Below are 14,534 nucleotides of genomic sequence, written 5' to 3' on the forward strand. Positions count from 1 at the left end.
ATACGCATGGGCGCGTATCGCGGCTTTCGTTGTCCCGGGCGGCGCGGAATGCACCCGCGCCGCGCGCGGATCAGCCGGTGTTGCGCAGGCCGGCCGCGATCCCGTTGATCGTCAGGTGAATCCCGCGGCGCAGCCGCGCGTTCGTGTCGCCCGCGCGGTGACGCTTGATCAGTTCGACCTGCAGGTGGTTCAGCGGATCGAGATACGGGAAGCGGTTCTTGATCGAGCGCGCGAGCAGCGGGTTGGTCGCGAGGCGGCCTTCGTGCCCGGTGATTTCCGCGAGCGCCTGCGACGTGCGCTCCCATTCCGCGACGATCCGCTCGAACACGTGCTTGCGCAGCTTGCGGTCGGGCACGAGTTGCGCATAGCGCGACGCGACCGCGAGATCGGTCTTCGCGAGCACCATGTCCATGTTCGACAGCAGGTTCGAGAAGAACGGCCAGGTCTTGTTCATCTTCTTGAGCAGCGCGACGCGTTTCGCGCGTTCGGCGTCGTCGGACGCGCCGTCGAGATACGCGCTCACCGCGCTGCCGAAGCCGTACCAGCCGGTCAGCAGCAGCCGGCACTGACCCCACGAGAAGCCCCACGGAATCGCGCGCAGATCCTCGATCTTGCGCTGCTTCGGATCCTGCAGCTTGCGCGACGCCGGGCGGCTGCCGATGTTCAGCTCGGCGATCTCGGTGATCGGCGTCGACGAGAAGAAGTAGTCGGTGAAGCCCGGGGTTTCGTAGACGAGCGCGCGATACGCGGCCATCGCCGCGTCGGACAGCGTCTGCATCGCGGCTTCGAACGCCGGCAATTGCGCCGGCGCGTTCGACTGCGGCAGCAGCGACGCCTCGAGCGTCGCGGCGACGACCGTCTCGAGGTTGCGCCGGCCGATCGACGGGTTCGAGAACTTGCTCGCGATCACCTCGCCCTGTTCGGTCAGGCGGATCTGGCCGTTCACGGTGCCCGGCGGCTGCGACAGGATCGCCTGGTAGGTCGGGCCGCCCCCGCGGCCGACCGTGCCGCCGCGGCCGTGGAACAGCCGCAGCGTGATCTTGCGCTCGCGGAACAGGTCGACGAGCGCGAGCTCCGCGCGATACAGCTCCCAGTTCGACGTGAGGAAGCCGCCGTCCTTGTTGCTGTCGGAGTAGCCGAGCATCACTTCCTGTTCCGCGCCCTGGTGCGCGATCAACGCGTCGATGCCCGGCAGCGCGAAGTATTCGCGCATGATGCGCGACGCGTCGCGCAGGTCGGGGATCGTCTCGAACAGCGGGATCACCATCAGGCTGTTGCGCGCGTCGCCGCCCGGCACGCCGAGCGTGCCTTCGAGCAGGCCCGTCTCCTTCTGCAGCAGCAATACCTCGACGAGGTCGCTGACGGTTTCCGTGTGCGAAATGATGTAGTTACGCACCGCGCGCGCGCCGAATTGCGCGCGGACCTCGCGCGCCTTCTCGAACACGCCGAGCTCGCTCTGCGCGAGCGCCGAGTATTCGAGGTACGGCGAGCGCAGCGGGCGCGGATCGGCGAGCGCGGCGAGCAGCACGCGCAGCTTGTCTTCCTCGGCGAGCGCCGCATAGTCGGCCTCGACGCCCGCGCGCGCGAACAGCTCGGCGACCACCGCCTCGTGGATGTCGGAACTCTGGCGCAGGTCGATGCTCGCCAGATGGAAGCCGAACACTTCGGCCGCGCGCACGAGCGGCGCGAGGCGCGGCGCGGCGAGCGACGTGCCGTGGTGTTCGTCGAGCGACGCGGTCAGCACCTTCAGATCGGCGACGAACGCTTCGGAATCCTCGTACGGAATCGCGCGCACCGGCGGCGCGCCGCGGCCCGCGCTGCGCACGGGTACCGTGCCTTCGCCGACGCGCACGCGCGCGCTCGCGGCGAGCCGCGTGTAGATGCCGATCAGCGCGCGGCGATACGGTTCGTCGACACGGTGCGGCGACTGGTCGGGCGACGCTGCCGCGAGCGCCTTCACCGCGTCGCTCGCGCCGACCAGCAGGTTCGACACCGACAGCTCGGCGCCGAGCTTGTGCACCTGCTCCAGATAGTGTTCGAGGATCACCGCGGCCTGGCGGTTGATCGCCTCGTCGAGCGTCGCAGCGGTCACGTTCGGGTTGCCGTCGCGGTCGCCGCCGATCCAGCTGCCCATCTGGAAGAACGCGGGCACGCGGGCCGACAGGCCGTGCTCGGCGAGCGCGGCCTCGATGTCGCCGTACAGCGCGGGCAACTCGTCGAGGAAGGTCGCGCGGTAGTACGACAGCGCGTTCTCGATTTCGTCGCCGACCGTCAGGCGCGAGTCGCGCAGCATGCGCGTCTGCCACAGCGCGGTCACGCGCGCGCGCAGCATTGCTTCGTTGTACTGGCGCTCGCGCGCGGTCAGTTCCTGGTCGCGCTCGGCGAGCAGGCGCGCGATGTCGTGCTGCGCGTCGAGGATGCTCTTGCGCTGCACTTCGGTCGGGTGCGCGGTCAGCACCGGCACGATCAGCGCATCGTCGAAGAAGCGTTGCAGCAGGCGCTTCGACGCGTTGCCGGTGGTTTTCAATTGATCGAGCGCGTACGCGACCGTGCCGGGCTGCGGCGCGGAGCCGGCCAGCGCGTGGATGCGGCGGCGGCGGTTGTGATGGCGGTCTTCCGCGATGTTCGCGAGGTGCGAGAAATAGCTGAACGCGCGCACGACGCTCACCGTCTGCTCCGGCGTCAGCTTGCGCAGCTTCTTCTCGAGCGCCTGCGCGGCTTCGCTGTCGTCCTCGCGGCGGAACTTGACCGCGGTCTGGCGGATCGTCTCGACCACGTCGAACACGGTATCGCCTTCCTGTTCGCGCACGACGTCGCCGAGCAGGCGGCCGAGGAAGCGGATGTCTTCGAACAGCGGGCGGTCCTTGTCGTCGCGCGCGCGGGTGCCGGCCTTCGTCGCGACGGCCTGGCGGGCGACTGCGCCGGCGGCTTTCGTCGCCGTTTTTGTCTGACGTATCGGGTCTTTCGGTTTCGTTGCCGTGGGTTTCGTCGCCGTTTTCGCACGGCCGTTCGCGGCGGTGGCGAGCGTGCCCGTCGGGGCGTCGGAGGAGGGCAAGGCAGCATTGCGGCGCGCCGTACGCGCCGATCCGGAAGACTTCACGATGGGTTTCCTTGGGAAAGCTCGAGTCAAAAGGAACTGCGGAAACTGCGGGAACTGCGGTCAAGCAACCAGCTACGTGCGGCACATCCGCACCACGGCGCCGCGACCCGCACGGAGGCAGGCCGGGCGCAGGCTCCGGGCTCGGGCGGCCGGGGCGTGCGTGCTACCATTGTTCGGTCTTCAATCCCGTCCTTCGATGTTCCAGCAATGAATTCCGAGACCCCCGCGGCCGGGCCGCACCAGGCACGGTTGCCCGCGACGTTGACGATCGCTTCGCGCGAGAGCCGCCTGGCGATGTGGCAAGCCGAACATGTGCGTGATGCGCTGCGCAAATTATATCCAGCTTGTGACGTGAAAATCCTCGGGATGACGACGCGCGGCGATCAGATTCTCGATCGCACGCTGTCGAAGGTCGGCGGCAAGGGCCTGTTCGTGAAGGAACTGGAGAGCGCGCTGGCCGACGGCCGCGCCGATCTCGCGGTGCACTCGCTGAAGGACGTGCCGATGGCGCTGCCCGACGGCTTCTCGCTCGCCGCGATCATGGAACGCGAAGACCCGCGCGACGCATTCGTGTCGAACGACTACGCGTCGCTCGACGCGCTGCCGGCCGGCGCGGTCGTCGGCACATCGAGCCTGCGTCGCGAAGCGATGCTGCGTTCGCGTTATCCGCATCTCGAGGTCCTGCCGCTGCGCGGCAACCTCGACACGCGTCTCGCGAAACTCGATCGCGGCGACTACGCGGCGATCATCCTGGCGGCGGCCGGCCTGAAACGCCTCGGCCTCGACGCGCGGATCCGCACGCTGCTCGACGTCGAGGCCAGCCCGCCTGCGGCCGGCCAGGGCGCGCTCGGCATCGAGATCGCCGCGCGCCGCGACGACGTCGCCGCGTGGCTCGCGCCGCTGCACGACCCGCAGACCGCGCTCGCGGTCGAGGCCGAGCGGATGGTGTCGCGCGCGCTCGGCGGCAGTTGCGAGGTGCCACTCGCCGCGCACGCGGTGTGGCGTGCGGGCGAGCTGTACCTGACGGGCCGCGTGTCGACCACCGACGGCAAGCGCGTGCTGACGGCCGAGGAGTGCGGGGCCGTCGTGACCGTCGCCGATGCGCTCGCGCTCGGCCGCGCGGTGTCCGACGAGCTCGAGGCGCAAGGCGCGCTCGACATCGTCCAGGCGCTGCTCGCGGGCTCGCAGGCCGCGGGCAAGGGCGACGCCTGATGGCGGGCGGCGCGCGCGCGTTCACCGCTGTTCTGACGCGTCCGGACGGCCAGTCCGACGCGCTTGCGTCGCAACTGGCCGATGCCGGTTGCGACGTGCTCGAATTCCCGCTGATCGACATCGCGCCGGTCAACGATCCGGCGCCGCTCGACGCCGCGTTCGCGGCGCTGGCCGACTACGCGCTGGTGATTTTCGTGTCGCCGAACGCGATCGACCGCGCGCTCGCGCGCTACGGCGCGATCTGGCCGAACGCGCTGCCGGTCGGCGTGGTCGGGCCCGGCAGCGTCGCGGCGCTCGAACGTCACGGCATCGCGGCGCCCGCGCATCGCGTGATCGCGCCGCAGGCGCCGCCCGACGGCGGCGTGCCCCATTACGATTCGGAAAGCCTGTTCGCGAGCATCGAGGCCGCGTTCGGCGGCGCGCAGGCGCTGGCGGGCAAGCGCGTGCTGATCGTGCGCGGCGACGGCGGGCGCGAGTGGCTCGCCGACCGCCTGCGCGAGGCCGGGGCGGACGTCACGCTCGTCGCCGCGTACCGGCGCGTCGTGCCCGAGCCGCGCGTCGGCGCGTGGGAGCGCGTGCATGCGCTGCTCGACGGCCAGCCGCACGCATGGCTCGTCACGAGCTCGGAAGGCGTGCGCAACCTGCACGAGCTCGCGCGCGCCCACCTGAACGACGCCGAGATCGACGCGCTGAAGCATGCGCCGCTCGTGACGCCGCACCCGCGGATCGAGCAGACCGCGCGCGCATTGGGTTTTGATAGGATTACGCTGACCGGCGCGGGCGATGAGCGCATCGTCCGCGCGTTTCGAACGATGGCCGACGAGGCCGTCCAACCGGCGACAGCCGCACCGGTGACTAAACGCATGACAGATACCAACGATTCCAAAAGCGTCGCTTCCCAGCCGGCCGCTGCATCCGCACCGCCGCCCAACCCTCCTTATCTCGCGCCCGAGCCGCGTGCGCGCCGCGGCGGCAGCGCGGTGCTGTGGTTCGTCGTCGTCGTGCTCGGCTGCGCGGCGGGTGTCGGCGGCTACGCGCTGAACCGCAAGATCGATCGGCTCGACGGTACGTTCGTCGCGCGCCAGAAGGCGCTCGACGCGCAAGCGGCCGAAACGCGGATGAAGACCGAGCAGGCGCTCGCCGGCACGCACCAGGTCGACACGCAGCTCGCGCAGCTCGACGGCAAGCTTGCCGATGCGCAGAGCGCGCAGCAGGCGCTGCAGCAGCAATACCAGGACCTGTCGCGCAATCGCGATGCGTGGATGCTCGAGGAAGTCGACCAGATGCTGTCGAGCGCGAGCCAGCAGCTTCAGCTGACCGGCAACACGCAGCTCGCGCTGATCGCGCTGCAGAACGCCGACGCGCGTCTCGCGACGTCGCAGAGCGCACAGGCCGTCACGGTGCGCAAGGCGCTCGCGCAGGACATCGAGAAGCTGAAGGCCGCGCCGACAGCCGATCTCACCGGCCTCGCGATCAAGCTCGACGACGCGATCGGCAAGATCGACGCGCTGCCGCTGTCGGGCGAGGCGATCGTGCCGCACGCGGCGCCGAAGGCCGCGCCGGCCGACGCCGCTTCGTCGGTCGCCGCCGGCGAGCCGCGCTGGAAGGTGTGGTGGCACGACTTCTCGGCCGGTCTCGGTCAGCAACTGAAGGGCCTCGTGCAGGTGCGCCGGATCGACCACGCGGATGCGATGCTCGCGTCGCCCGACCAGGGCTACTTCGTGCGCGAGAACGTGAAGCTGCGTCTGCTCACCGCGCGGCTGTCGCTGCTGGCGCGCAACGACAGCGCGATGAAGGCCGACCTGCACGCCGCCCAGGCGTCGCTCGGCAAGTATTTCGATCAGGCGTCGAAGGACACGCAGACCGTCGAGGATCTGCTCAAGCAGGTCGACGGCGCATCGCTGAGCGTCGCGGTGCCGAACCTGAACACGAGCCTGAACGCCGTTCAGCAGTTCAAGAGCCGGGGGTAACGATGACGCTTCGAGGAATCGTCTGGCTCGCGATCCTGTTCGCGCTCGCCGCCGCGCTCGCCACCGTCGGCCGTTTCGACGCGGGGCAGGTGCTGCTCGTCTATCCGCCGTACCGGGTCGACGTGTCGCTGAACTTGTTCGTGATCGCCATCGTCGTGCTGTTCATCGTCGTGTATGCGCTGCTGCGCATCGTGCGCAACATCTGGCGCATGCCGCAGCGGGTCGCCGCCTATCGCGCGCGCTCGCGCAACGAGAAGGCGCAGGCGTCGCTGCGCGATGCGATCGCGAACCTGTACGCGGGCCGCTTCTCGCGTGCGGAGAAGGCCGCGCGCGAAGCGCTGTCGGTCGACGCGAACCTGGGCGCCGCGAGTCTCGTCGCGGCCACCGCCGCGCATCGGATGCACGAGTACACGCGTCGCGACGACTGGCTGTCGAAGATCGACGCGCCCGACTGGCAGGATGCACGGCTGCTCGCTGCCGCCGACATGCGCGCGGACGCCCGCGATGCCGACGGTGCGCTCGCCGCGCTGGCCGACATGCAGGCCGGCGGCAAGCGCATCCACGCGCAGCAGGTCGCGTTGCGTGCGCAGCAGCAACTGAAGAACTGGGCCGAGGTGCTGAAGCTCGCGAAGGCGCTCGAAAAGCGCGAGGCGCTGCATCCGGCCGCGGCCGTGCGGCTGCGCCAGCAGGCGGCGGAAAACCTGCTGCGCGAACGCCGGCACGACCCGGACGCGTTGCTCGAAGTGTGGCAGTCGCTGTCGCCGGTCGAGCGCCAGTCGCCGCGTCTGGCCGATCTCGCGGCCGAGTTGCTCGTGCCGCTCGAGCGCCGCAACGAAGCGCGCCGGATCGTCGAGGACGCGCTCGCGCACAACTGGGATGCGCGCCTGCTGCGCCGTTATCCGGACACGGCCGGCGCCGATGCGCTGCCGCTGATCCAGAAGGCCGAAGGCTGGAAGAAGGATCATCCGGAAGATGCCGACCTGCTGTTCGCACTCGGCCGCCTCTGCCAGCAGCAGCAGTTGTGGGGCAAGGCGCAGTCGTTCCTCGAAGCGGCGCTGAAGCTGGCCGACAACGAGGCGCTGAAAGTGCGGGCGCATCGTGCGCTCGCCCGTCTGTTCGAGCATCTCGGCGAAACCGACAAGGCCGCGAAGCACTACCGCGAAAGCGCGCTCGCGATCACCGTGGTCTGACGCGGCGGCGCGCCGCGAGCGTAAAAGCCCCGAACGCCGAACGGCCTTCGGGGCTTTTTTTCGTCCGTCGCGACGCAGTGCGGACGCATCGCGCCGTCATCCGGTCGGCGAAGCATTCGGCCGGCGCGGTCTTGCCTGTCCGGAATCGAAAACGCCCCGGCGGCCGGGCAGTGCCGGGCGTCGGGGCGTTTCGTGGGGCCGGCCGTCGACCGGCGTGTTCGATGCTTGGCGCTTGATGCTCGGTACGTCCGGCGCGCCTTTACGCGCCGCGCGTCACTTGTCGACGAGCCGCTTCGGCACCGACAGCGCGAGCAGCCCGCCGAGCACGAGGAACCCGGCCAGCATGTACATGCCCGCATCGTTGGCGCCCGTCGCCTGCTTGAGCCAGCCCATCAGGTACGGGCTCAGGAAGCCGGCGAGGTTGCCGATCGAGTTGATCATCGCGATGCCGGCCGCGGCGGCCGTGCCGCCGAGGAACGCGGTCGGCAGGCTCCAGAACAGCGGCAGCGTCGTCAGGATGCCGATCGTCGCGAGCGTGAGGCCGAGCATCGCGAGCGCAGTCTGGTGTGCCCAGATCACCGACAGCACGAGGCCGAGCGCGCCGATCGCGGCCGGAATCGCGAGGTGCCAGCGGCGTTCGCGGCGCTTGTCCGCGCTGCGCGCGATCAGGATCATCGCGACCACCGCGGCCGCATACGGAATCGCCGACAGCAGGCCGATCACGATCGTATCGGTCACGCCCGTCGCCTTGATGATCGTCGGCAGCCAGAAGCCGACGCCGTAGAGCCCCATCACGAACGAGAAGTAGATCAGCGCCATCAGCCACACGCGCGGGCTCGACATCACCGCGCCGAGCGGCAGGTCTTCCTTGGTGGCTTCCTCGGCGTCGACGTTGCGGGCGAGCAGCGCCTTTTCTTCATCGGTCAGCCACGTCGCCTTCGCGATCCGCTCGTCGAGCGTGAAGAACACGAGCACGCCGGCGAGCACCGACGGAATGCCTTCGAGCAGGAACAGCCATTGCCAGCCGTGCCAGCCGCTCACGCCGTCGAACGCCTTCAGGATGAAGCCCGAGATCGGCCCGCCGATCACGCCGGACAGCGCGACGGCCGTCATGAAGAACGTCGTCATCCGGCCGCGCCGGTGCGCGGGATACCAGTAGGTGAGGTAGAGGATCACGCCGGGAAAGAAGCCCGCTTCGGCGACGCCGAGCAGAAAGCGCATCACGTAGAACATCGCGGGCGTCGTGACGAACATCGTCAGGATCGAGATCACGCCCCACGTCGCCATGATGCGGGCGATCCAGACGCGTGCGCCCACGCGGTGCAGGATGATGTTGCTCGGCACCTCGAACAGGAAATAGCCGAAGAAGAAGATCCCGGCGCCGAGCCCGTACACGGTATCGCTCAGGTTCAGGTCGCTCGCCATCTGCAGCTTCGCGAACCCGACGTTCACGCGGTCGAGATACGCGACCACGTAGCACAGCAGCAGGAGCGGCACGAGTCGCCGCGACACCTTGCGGTAGGTTGCTTCCTCGAATGCGCCGGACGAGCCCGGCAGCGACTGCGTCGATGTTGCCATGTTGTCTCCTGTCGATCAGGGTGGGCGCTCGAGCGATTGTCCGGATCCCGTGCGCCACTGTCGTTGTCGTTGGCCGGAGCAGACGCAGTCGTGCGTCCGAGCCGGTTTCGTGCGAAGCAAGAGAATGATCGTGATGCCCGGTACGGCTAGATGCAGCGCCCGCCGTCGACTTCGAGGCAGACGCCGGTGATGAATTCGGCTTCGTCGGACGCGAGGTACAGCGCGGCGTTCGCGATGTCCTGCGGCGTCGAGAAGCGGCCGAGCGGGATCGTCGCGAGGAAGCGGCGGCGATTTTCCGGGGTGTCCTCGCAGCCCATGAACTCGGTCATCAACGCGGTTTCGCCGAGTACCGGGTTGATGCAGTTCACGCGGATGCGGTCGGCGCCGAGCTCGGCCGCGAGCGACTTGCTCGCGGTGATCATCGCGCCCTTCGTGCTGTTGTACCAGACGAGGCCCGGGCGCGGCCGCACGCCGGCCGTCGACGCGACGTTCACGAACACGCCGCCGCCCTGGGCGCGGAAGTACGGCACGAAGGTCTGCACGCACCAGAACAGGCTCTTCATGTTGACCGCGTACACGCGGTCGAATTCGGCTTCCGTCACGTCGAGCACGGGCTTGTTGCGGTGCGTGGTGCCGGCGTTGTTCACGACGATCTGCACCGCATGGAAATCGTCGAGCGCCGCCTGCAGCAGCGCGCGCCAGTCGTCCTCTTTCGATACGTCGCCGGCCACCGCGATCGCCTTGCCGCCCGCGAGCGCGATCTCGCTCGCGACGCGCTCGGCCGCCGCGCCGTTCAGGTCGTTGACGACGACGTTCGCGCCTTCGCGCGCATACGTCTTCGCGATGCCTTCGCCGAACCCCGAGCCGCCGCCCGTGACGATGGCCGTCTTGCCGCTCAACCGCATGGTGTGTCTCCTCATATCTTCGATTTGCTTCGAACTTCAGTTGTGGCCCGCCGTGAGGCGGGCTGCCTGACCGGTTGGCGGCCATGGCACGGCGTGTGTCTCATGCGAGCCATCGAGTTCGAATCACGGCTGTGCCGGTCATGAGAGTCGTCGTGCGTCGGCAGGCGCCCGGGCGTTGCCTGCCGACTGTCGCGCGCCGTGCGTTCAGCCGTGCCGGATCGCGATCGTCTTGAGCGCGGTGAAGCCGTAAAGCGCCTCGAAGCCTTTCTCGCGGCCGTGGCCCGAATGGCCGACGCCGCCGAACGGCAACTCGACGCCGCCGCCCGCGCCATAGTTGTTGATGAACACCTGGCCCGCGCGCAGGCGCCGCGCGAGCCGCATCTGGCGTGCGCCGTCGCGTGTCCAGATGCCCGCGACGAGGCCGTACGGCGTGCCGTTCGCGAGCGCGACGGCTTCGTCCTCGTCGACGAAACGCATCGCCGCGAGCACGGGGCCGAACACTTCCTCCTGCGCGAGCCGATGCGCCGGCGGCACGTCGCGCAACAGCGCGGGCGCCTGGTAGAAGCCGCTTTCGGGCGCGTCGGCGACGACCTGCCCGTGCGCGGCCATCGGAATGCCGTCGTGCTGCGCGTCGGACAGGAAATCCCACACGCGTTGCTGCTGCTTCGCGTTGATCAGCGGGCCGCAGTCGAGATCGGCGCGGCTCGGGCCGACGCGCAGCCCGTTGAACGCGGTGGCGAGGCGCTCGACGAGCGGCTCGTATACCGCGCGCTCGATCAGCACGCGGCTGCCGGCCGAGCAGGTCTGCCCGCCGTTCTGCACGATCGCGGACACGAGTACGGGCAGCGCCGCGTCGAGATCGGCATCGGCGAACACGATCTGCGGCGACTTGCCGCCGAGTTCGAGTGTGACCGGCACGTGATTCTCGGCCGCCATCTGCGTGACCAGCTTGCCGGTGGCCGGGGACCCCGTAAACGAGATGTGGTCGATGCCCGGATGGCGGGCGAGCGCGGCGCCCGCTTCATGGCCGTAGCCGGTGACGACGTTGAGCGCGCCGGCCGGCAGTCCGGCTTCGGCGGCCAGTTCGGCGACGCGCAGCACGGACAGGCACGCGTCCTCGGCCGGCTTGACCACGCAGGCGTTGCCGGCCGCGAGCGCCGCGCCGACGCTGCGCCCGAAGATCTGCATCGGGTAGTTCCACGGCACGATATGGCCCGTGACGCCGTGCGGCTCGCGCACCGTCAGCACCGTGTAGCCGGCCTGATAGGGGAGGGTTTCGCCGTGCAGCTTGTCGGCGGCGCCCGCGTAGAACTCGAAGTAGCGCGCGAGCGCGGCTGCATCGGCGCGCGCCTGCTTGAGCGGCTTGCCGGTGTCGCGCGCCTCGATCGCGGCGAGTTCCTCGAGATGGTCGGCCACGCGAGCCGACAGCCGCATCAGCACGCGGCCGCGTTCGGCGGCGCTCGCGGCGCCCCACGGGCCTGCGAATGCGTCGCGGGCCGCGGCGACCGCGCGTTCGACGTCGGGCGCCGTGCCGCGCGCGATCGTCGCGAACGGCTGGCCGTCGGACGGATCGACGACCGCGATGGTTTCCAGTTGCGCGGGCAACGTCCATTCGCCCGCGATGAAGTGCTTCGCCTCTTCCATGCCTGCTCCTGTCGACCCAAGTTAGCGCTTCAGCGCTTACTTGGGTCCCATGCAACGCGGTCGACCCAAGTTAGCGCTTCAGCGCTTACTTGGGTCCCATGCAACGCGGTCGACCCAAGCTGGCGCGTTGGCGCTTGCCCGGATCCCGTGCTTTATCGTCGACGTGCAACGCCGCCGCCGGTTCGACGGCCGGACATCCGGAACGATTATCGCGCCGATCGTCATCCGGACGCCACCGGTCGATTGGCTATAATGGCGCATTCCTTTTGGGGGACGCCTGCGGCGATGCATCGGCCGAGGCGCCCTGTCCCGAATTCCCATCGACCTACAGAGAGTGCTCATGAGCTTCAATCATGTTCCGGCCGGCAAGGACCTGCCGCAAGATTTCAACGTGATCATCGAGATTCCCGCGCAAAGCGATCCGGTGAAGTACGAGGCGGACAAGGAACTGGGCCTTCTCGTCGTCGACCGCTTCATCGGCACGGGCATGCGCTACCCGGTGAACTACGGCTACATCCCGCAGACGCTGTCGGGCGACGGCGATCCGGTCGACGTGCTGGTGATCACGCCGTTCCCGCTGCTGGCCGGTTCGATCGTGCGTTCGCGCGTGCTCGGCATGCTGCAGATGACGGACGAATCGGGCGTCGACGCGAAGCTGATCGCAGTGCCGCACGACAAGATCTGCCCGATGACGGCGAACCTGAAGACGATCGACGACGTGCCCGAGTACCTGAAGGACCAGATCAAGCACTTCTTCGAGCAATACAAGGCGCTCGAGAAGGGCAAGTGGGTGAAGGTCGAAGGCTGGGCCGGCATCGAAGCCGCGCACAAGGAAATCACCGACGGCGCCGCGAACTACAAGAAGTAAGCGGCGTGCCGGCCGACGGCCGGCGCGTACGGAACGAACCGCGCGTGTCTCTTCAGGAGACCGCGCGGTTTTGTTTTGCGCGCACGGTTTTCCTGCGGGTGGACGGGGAGACGGGCGGCAGTGGGGTGGCCGGTGCCGGCTTCGCGCGTTTCGCGCGGGGCGGGGCAACGGCCGGAGCGATCGCCGCGGCGGCTTTCGTGGCCGCCGGTCGGCGCCGGCCCGGTGCGGAAGCGGCGTCTTCGCGTACGTTCCCGGCCGCTGCGGCGGCAGCCGGGGCCCTTCTTTTCGACTGCGTGGAGGAGGGCGAGCGTGCCTTTTTTACCGGTGTGCCACGCGACGCGGTCTTTTTTGCGGCGGCATCACCGTCGGTTTTTGCATGTTTCGCGTCCGGCGCGGCTTTATTTGCCTTCGTCGACTTCGACGCTTGTTTGCCCTTCGCAGGCTTCGCGGCCGTTGCGGATCCGGCACGTTTCCCGGTTTTCGCCCTTTTCGCGGTGGCCGCCTCCGTTGCGGCCGTCTTCTGCGCATCGTCGACGTTTTCCGCCTTCCTTTTCTTCCGCCCGCGCGCCATCGCGTTCGTCCCGGCCGTGTCGCCGCTTTCGTCGAGCGCGATCGCCGCCGGCAACACCGATTCCAGCGTCCGCAAACCGGCCGCCAGCTCGCGCTTTTTCGCGGGCGTGAGCCGCTTCACCCAGTATTCGGCGCGCGACGCGCTCGACCGGTCGGGCAGCGGAAACGACGCGAGCACCGCGCGCGGCTTGCGCGAGCGCGTGTAGCGCGCGCCCTTGCCGGACGCGTGTTCGTCGAAGCGCGCGGCGACATCGGTCGTGATGCCCGTGTAGACGCTGTCGTCGGCGCATTCGATCAGATACAGAAACCAGGACATGGCAGGGCGGCGGGATGCGAAGCCGCCAGTGTCTCAGAAAAAAATGCGCGTCAACGCCACCGGTCGCCATGCCCGTCGCGAAAGCGGCTCGGCGCCGCACCGAGTTCGCGCGTGAAGAAGCGCGTGAACGCGCTCGTCGAACGGAAGCCGACGCGCACGCCGATCTCGCCGATCGGCAACCGCGTGTTGAGCAGCAGGTCGCGTGCCTCGCCGAGCCGCGCCTGCGCGACGAGCGCGTGGAAACCGACCGCTTCGCGATGCAGGCGCCGGCGCAACGTCCAGCGCGACATCGCGAAGCGCGTGCATACGTGCTGCATCAGCGTATCGGTCGGCACGTCGGTGTCGTCGGACGTGCGCAGCCAGTCGCGCACGCATTGCTCGACCGACGCGCCGAACGTCGAACGTGCGCGCACGCGCTCGCGTGCGGCGTCGGCCGCATGACGCTGGATGCCGGCGAGCGGCGCGTTGTAGCGCTCGAACGGCGTGTCGAAGCGCGCGGAGCGCAGCACGATGCGGTTGTGCGCGGCATCGAACGACACCGGCGCGCCGAGCGTGTCGCGCAGCACGGCAACGGGCGCGAACGCGCGGCCGGCGAATGCGGCGTCGTCGACGTGCACGTGCGGATCGTACAGGCGCGCGAGCGCCGCGAGGATCGCGAGATTCGCGAACGCGCTACCCGCGTGCCGGCCGTCGCCTTCGTTCACGTACTCGAGCGCGATCGCGTCGCCGTTCTCGTGCGCGAACACCCAGTCGACGTTGCCGATCAGCTCGCGATAGTGCAGGTAGCCGTGCAGCGCGTCGCGCAGCGTCGCGGCATTGCACGTGATGCCCGCGAGCTCGGGAAACGGCACGAGCCACGGCACGACCTGCGGCGGCGGGCGATGCCACGACAACGGCCAGCCGCTCGTCAGTTGCATCGCGGCCACGTGCCGGTCGCCCGCGATGCGGCGCGTGTCGTCGGCGAGCTCGGCCGGCCCGATGCCGAGCGTTTCGTAAAGCGGTGCGGGATCGATGCCGTTCGCACGCGCGTCTTCGCACAGCCAGCGGTAGATCCGGACGGATACCGATTTCTGTTGCAACTCCATGTCTGTCTCCCTGTCGTCATGCCGTTCGGGTTTGTCCCCGCTGCGAGAGGTCAACGCATGCTCCTGCCGGTCAAGCGTGGTGACCGGTCGATTTTT

At 69.0% G+C, this 14,534-nt stretch carries 10 protein-coding genes; 4 read left to right on the forward strand and 6 right to left on the reverse strand.

The window, feature by feature from the left end; genetic code table 11:
* Positions 1-70: 70 nt before the first annotated feature.
* Positions 71-3,100, reverse strand: coding sequence for a phosphoenolpyruvate carboxylase (gene ppc / locus WS95_RS18430; RefSeq protein ID WP_059824960.1), 3,030 nt, complete (start codon positions 3,098-3,100; stop codon positions 71-73).
* A gap of 207 nt (positions 3,101-3,307) precedes the next feature.
* Between ppc and hemC the strand changes: the two genes are divergently transcribed.
* From hemC to WS95_RS18445, 3 genes are read left to right on the forward strand one after another with little or no spacing between them, the layout of a single operon-like run.
* The gene (hemC, locus tag WS95_RS18435; RefSeq protein ID WP_059782311.1) at positions 3,308-4,312 is read left to right on the forward strand and encodes a hydroxymethylbilane synthase; all 1,005 of its coding nucleotides are present in this window, start codon (positions 3,308-3,310) and stop codon (positions 4,310-4,312) included.
* Positions 4,312-6,282, forward strand: coding sequence for a fused uroporphyrinogen-III synthase HemD/membrane protein HemX (gene hemDX / locus WS95_RS18440; RefSeq protein WP_059824962.1), 1,971 nt, complete (start codon positions 4,312-4,314; stop codon positions 6,280-6,282). The genes hemC and hemDX overlap by 1 nt, the downstream gene beginning before the upstream one ends.
* Positions 6,283-6,284: 2 nt before the next feature.
* Complete coding sequence (locus WS95_RS18445) at positions 6,285-7,472, forward strand: heme biosynthesis protein HemY (RefSeq protein ID WP_059824963.1); 1,188 nt, start codon at positions 6,285-6,287, stop codon at positions 7,470-7,472.
* Positions 7,473-7,745: 273 nt separating this feature from the next.
* Here WS95_RS18445 and WS95_RS18450 read toward each other — a convergent pair whose 3' ends face one another.
* The 3 genes from WS95_RS18450 to WS95_RS18460 all read right to left on the reverse strand — a co-directional run bounded on the left by WS95_RS18450 (position 7,746) and on the right by WS95_RS18460 (position 11,599).
* Positions 7,746-9,050 carry an MFS transporter gene (locus WS95_RS18450; RefSeq protein WP_059824965.1) on the reverse strand — a complete coding sequence of 435 codons (1,305 nt, stop codon included), beginning with the start codon at positions 9,048-9,050 and terminating at the stop codon, positions 7,746-7,748.
* 146 nt (positions 9,051-9,196) lie between these two features.
* On the reverse strand, positions 9,197-9,955 hold the full coding sequence (locus WS95_RS18455; RefSeq protein WP_034208109.1) for an SDR family oxidoreductase: 759 nt from the start codon (positions 9,953-9,955) through the stop codon (positions 9,197-9,199).
* 204 nt (positions 9,956-10,159) lie between these two features.
* A complete protein-coding gene (locus WS95_RS18460; RefSeq protein WP_034208108.1) occupies positions 10,160-11,599 on the reverse strand; it encodes an aldehyde dehydrogenase family protein in 1,440 nt (479 codons plus the stop codon).
* Positions 11,600-11,939: 340 nt separating this feature from the next.
* Between WS95_RS18460 and ppa the strand changes: the two genes are divergently transcribed.
* Complete coding sequence (gene ppa, locus WS95_RS18465) at positions 11,940-12,467, forward strand: inorganic diphosphatase (RefSeq protein WP_034208107.1); 528 nt, start codon at positions 11,940-11,942, stop codon at positions 12,465-12,467.
* A 52-nt stretch (positions 12,468-12,519) separates the two neighbouring features.
* On the opposite strand, the gene WS95_RS18470 is transcribed toward ppa, so the two are convergent.
* On the reverse strand, positions 12,520-13,353 hold the full coding sequence (locus WS95_RS18470; protein ID WP_059824967.1) for a GIY-YIG nuclease family protein: 834 nt from the start codon (positions 13,351-13,353) through the stop codon (positions 12,520-12,522).
* A gap of 50 nt (positions 13,354-13,403) precedes the next feature.
* Positions 13,404-14,438, reverse strand: coding sequence for a helix-turn-helix transcriptional regulator (locus WS95_RS18475; protein ID WP_059824968.1), 1,035 nt, complete (start codon positions 14,436-14,438; stop codon positions 13,404-13,406).
* Positions 14,439-14,534: the final 96 nt, after the last annotated feature.

The sequence above is a fragment of the Burkholderia sp. MSMB1826 genome, from assembly GCF_001526325.1.
In the GTDB taxonomy this organism is placed as follows: domain Bacteria; phylum Pseudomonadota; class Gammaproteobacteria; order Burkholderiales; family Burkholderiaceae; genus Burkholderia.

Bases quoted from the DNA above. Each gene is read 5' to 3' on its own strand.
- hemC (WP_059782311.1), top strand. From the start codon at position 3,308: ATGAATTCCGAGACCCCCGCGGCCGGGCCGCACCAGGCACGGTTGCCC.
- hemDX (WP_059824962.1), top strand. From the start codon at position 4,312: ATGGCGGGCGGCGCGCGCGCGTTCACCGCTGTTCTGACGCGTCCGGAC.
- WS95_RS18445 (WP_059824963.1), top strand. From the start codon at position 6,285: ATGACGCTTCGAGGAATCGTCTGGCTCGCGATCCTGTTCGCGCTCGCC.
- WS95_RS18450 (WP_059824965.1), bottom strand. From the start codon at position 9,050: ATGGCAACATCGACGCAGTCGCTGCCGGGCTCGTCCGGCGCATTCGAG.
- WS95_RS18455 (WP_034208109.1), bottom strand. From the start codon at position 9,955: ATGCGGTTGAGCGGCAAGACGGCCATCGTCACGGGCGGCGGCTCGGGG.
- WS95_RS18460 (WP_034208108.1), bottom strand. From the start codon at position 11,599: ATGGAAGAGGCGAAGCACTTCATCGCGGGCGAATGGACGTTGCCCGCG.
- ppa (WP_034208107.1), top strand. From the start codon at position 11,940: ATGAGCTTCAATCATGTTCCGGCCGGCAAGGACCTGCCGCAAGATTTC.
- WS95_RS18470 (WP_059824967.1), bottom strand. From the start codon at position 13,353: ATGTCCTGGTTTCTGTATCTGATCGAATGCGCCGACGACAGCGTCTAC.
- WS95_RS18475 (WP_059824968.1), bottom strand. From the start codon at position 14,438: ATGGAGTTGCAACAGAAATCGGTATCCGTCCGGATCTACCGCTGGCTG.